This is a genomic window from Mesorhizobium sp. M2C.T.Ca.TU.002.02.1.1 (assembly GCF_003997225.1).
In genome coordinates this window covers 1-2,110 of sequence record NZ_RZTO01000963.1, presented here as the reverse complement: position 1 = coordinate 2,110, position 2,110 = coordinate 1, and the positions used below count along the sequence as shown (strand labels likewise).

Below are 2,110 nucleotides of genomic sequence, written 5' to 3'. Positions count from 1 at the left end.
CGGATGGACGACGCGGATGCCGGTGTCGAAGCCCTTCTTCTCGGCCGTCTCCAGCGCCGCCACCGAGGTGCCCATATGGCGGACCTCCTCGATGAACTTAGCCAGCTCGACGTTGCTTTCGGCGGCTTTCCGCGCCAGCGGATGGTCGGCCGCGACCGCCATGAAGGAGGCGCCGAAGATGGTATCGGGCCTTGTCGTATAGACTTCCAGCTCTCGGGCATCGCCGACAGGCTTCGCCAGCGGCCAGCGGATCAGCAGCCCTTCCGAGCGACCGATCCAGTTGTGCTGCATCAGCTTGACCTTCTCCGGCCATTCTTCGAGCCGGTTGAGCGAGTCCAGCAGATCCTGCGCGAAGTCGGTGATCTTGAAGAACCACTGCGTCAGCTCGCGCTGCTCGACCAGCGCGCCCGAACGCCAGCCGCGGCCGTCGATGACCTGCTCGTTGGCAAGCACCGTCATGTCCTCCGGGTCCCAATTGACCTTGGAGGATTTGCGCGTCACCAGCCCCTTCTCGACGAAGTCGAGGAACAGCATCTGCTGGCGGTGATAGTAGTCGACGTCGCAGGTCGCGAATTCGCGCGCCCAGTCGAGCGACAGGCCCATCATCTTGAGCTGCTCGCGCATGACCGCGATGTTTTCGTAGGTCCAGTCCTTGGGGTGGACCTTGTTCTGCATGGCGGCGTTTTCGGCCGGCATGCCGAACGCGTCCCAGCCCATCGGATGCAGCACGTTGAAGCCCTTGGCGCGCTTGTAGCGCGCCACCACGTCGCCCATCGTGTAGTTGCGGGTGTGGCCGATATGGATCTTGCCCGACGGATAGGGGAACATCTCGAGCACGTAGTATTTCGGCTTCGGGTCGTCGTTGCGGGCCTCGAACAGCTTCTTTTCGGCCCAGGCTTTCTGCCATTTGGGCTCTGACGTGCGCGGATTGTATCGTTCAGTTGCCATCGGATGTTTTTCACTTAAAAGCAGGCACAGGGCGCCGGACACGGCCGGCGGCTGGGAAATGTCGTCGCGGTGTTCACCATGGATTGCCGGACCCGTCAACTGCGGCGAGCCGGCCCGGCCATGAAAACTATAGGCAGGATAGTGGGATGACGAACGCCGTAGAGCAGCTTCACGCGGTCAAGGCGAAGATCGCAAACGCCGAGCGCGAGGCAAGGCGCGAGCCCGGCGCCGTCACGCTGGTGGCCGTGTCGAAGACCTTCACGGCCGAGGACGTTCGCCCTGTGATCGAGGCCGGCCAGCGCGTTTTCGGCGAGAACCGCGTGCAGGAAGCCCAAGGCAAATGGCCGGCGCTGAAAGCGGCATTTGGCGGTGTCGAGCTGCATCTGATCGGCCCGCTGCAGTCCAACAAGGCCAGGGAAGCCGTCGCGCTCTTCGATGTCATCGAAACGGTCGACCGTGAAAAGATCGCCGCCGAACTGGCTAAGGAGATGGCAAGGCAGGGTCGCTCACCAAAACTCTACGTCCAGGTCAACACCGGCTCCGAGCCGCAAAAGGCCGGCATCGAGCCGCGCGACGCGGTCGCCTTCGTCAAGCGCTGCCGCGACACGCATGGCCTCGCCATCGAAGGCCTGATGTGCATCCCGCCGGCCGACGAAAACCCCGGCCCGCATTTCGCGCTGCTGGACAAGCTCGCCCGCGAGGCCGGCGTCGAAAAACTGTCGATGGGCATGTCCGGCGACTACGAGACCGCCATCGCTTTCGGCGCGACGAGCGTCAGGGTCGGCTCGGCAATTTTCGGCAATCGGTAGATAAAGAGCGCCTCAAGCGGCGTAGGCCTCCCTTGAGGCGGGCGCGTCATACCACCGCATTGTCGCATGGGATCACGACGCTAGCTCAGTGCGCAGGAAGCCAGTGGCTCCTTTCAAGGCAAAGGAGGTCCCTATGACCGCCATACGCCACAGCCAGCAAACCACACAAAACCGGCAAGTCTCCCGCGGGCTGCATCGATGGGTGTATTTCGCCATGGTGGGACTCGCGGCCTGCTATGCGCTTTCGGCCTGGGTCGGCTTCGCGGGCAGCGGCGCTGCCGACTATCTGCTGTTCGTCGTAACCGGATTCATCGTCATGTCGGCCGCGTTGCCGGCCATCGCCGGCCGTGTCT

Annotated in this window: 3 protein-coding genes; 2 read left to right on the top strand and 1 reads right to left on the bottom strand. The window is 63.4% G+C overall.

The window, feature by feature from the left end; translation table 11 throughout:
• Window positions 1-948: class I tRNA ligase family protein (locus tag EOD07_RS32060; protein WP_164772743.1), on the bottom strand; the 948-nt coding region annotated here is incomplete at its 3' end.
• A gap of 146 nt (window positions 949-1,094) precedes the next feature.
• Between EOD07_RS32060 and EOD07_RS32055 the strand changes: the two genes are divergently transcribed.
• Window positions 1,095-1,757: a YggS family pyridoxal phosphate-dependent enzyme gene (locus EOD07_RS32055; RefSeq protein WP_127238114.1), complete on the top strand. Its 663-nt coding sequence runs from the start codon at window positions 1,095-1,097 to the stop codon at window positions 1,755-1,757.
• A gap of 133 nt (window positions 1,758-1,890) precedes the next feature.
• Window positions 1,891-2,110: hypothetical protein (locus EOD07_RS32050; protein ID WP_164772742.1), on the top strand; the 220-nt coding region annotated here is incomplete at its 3' end.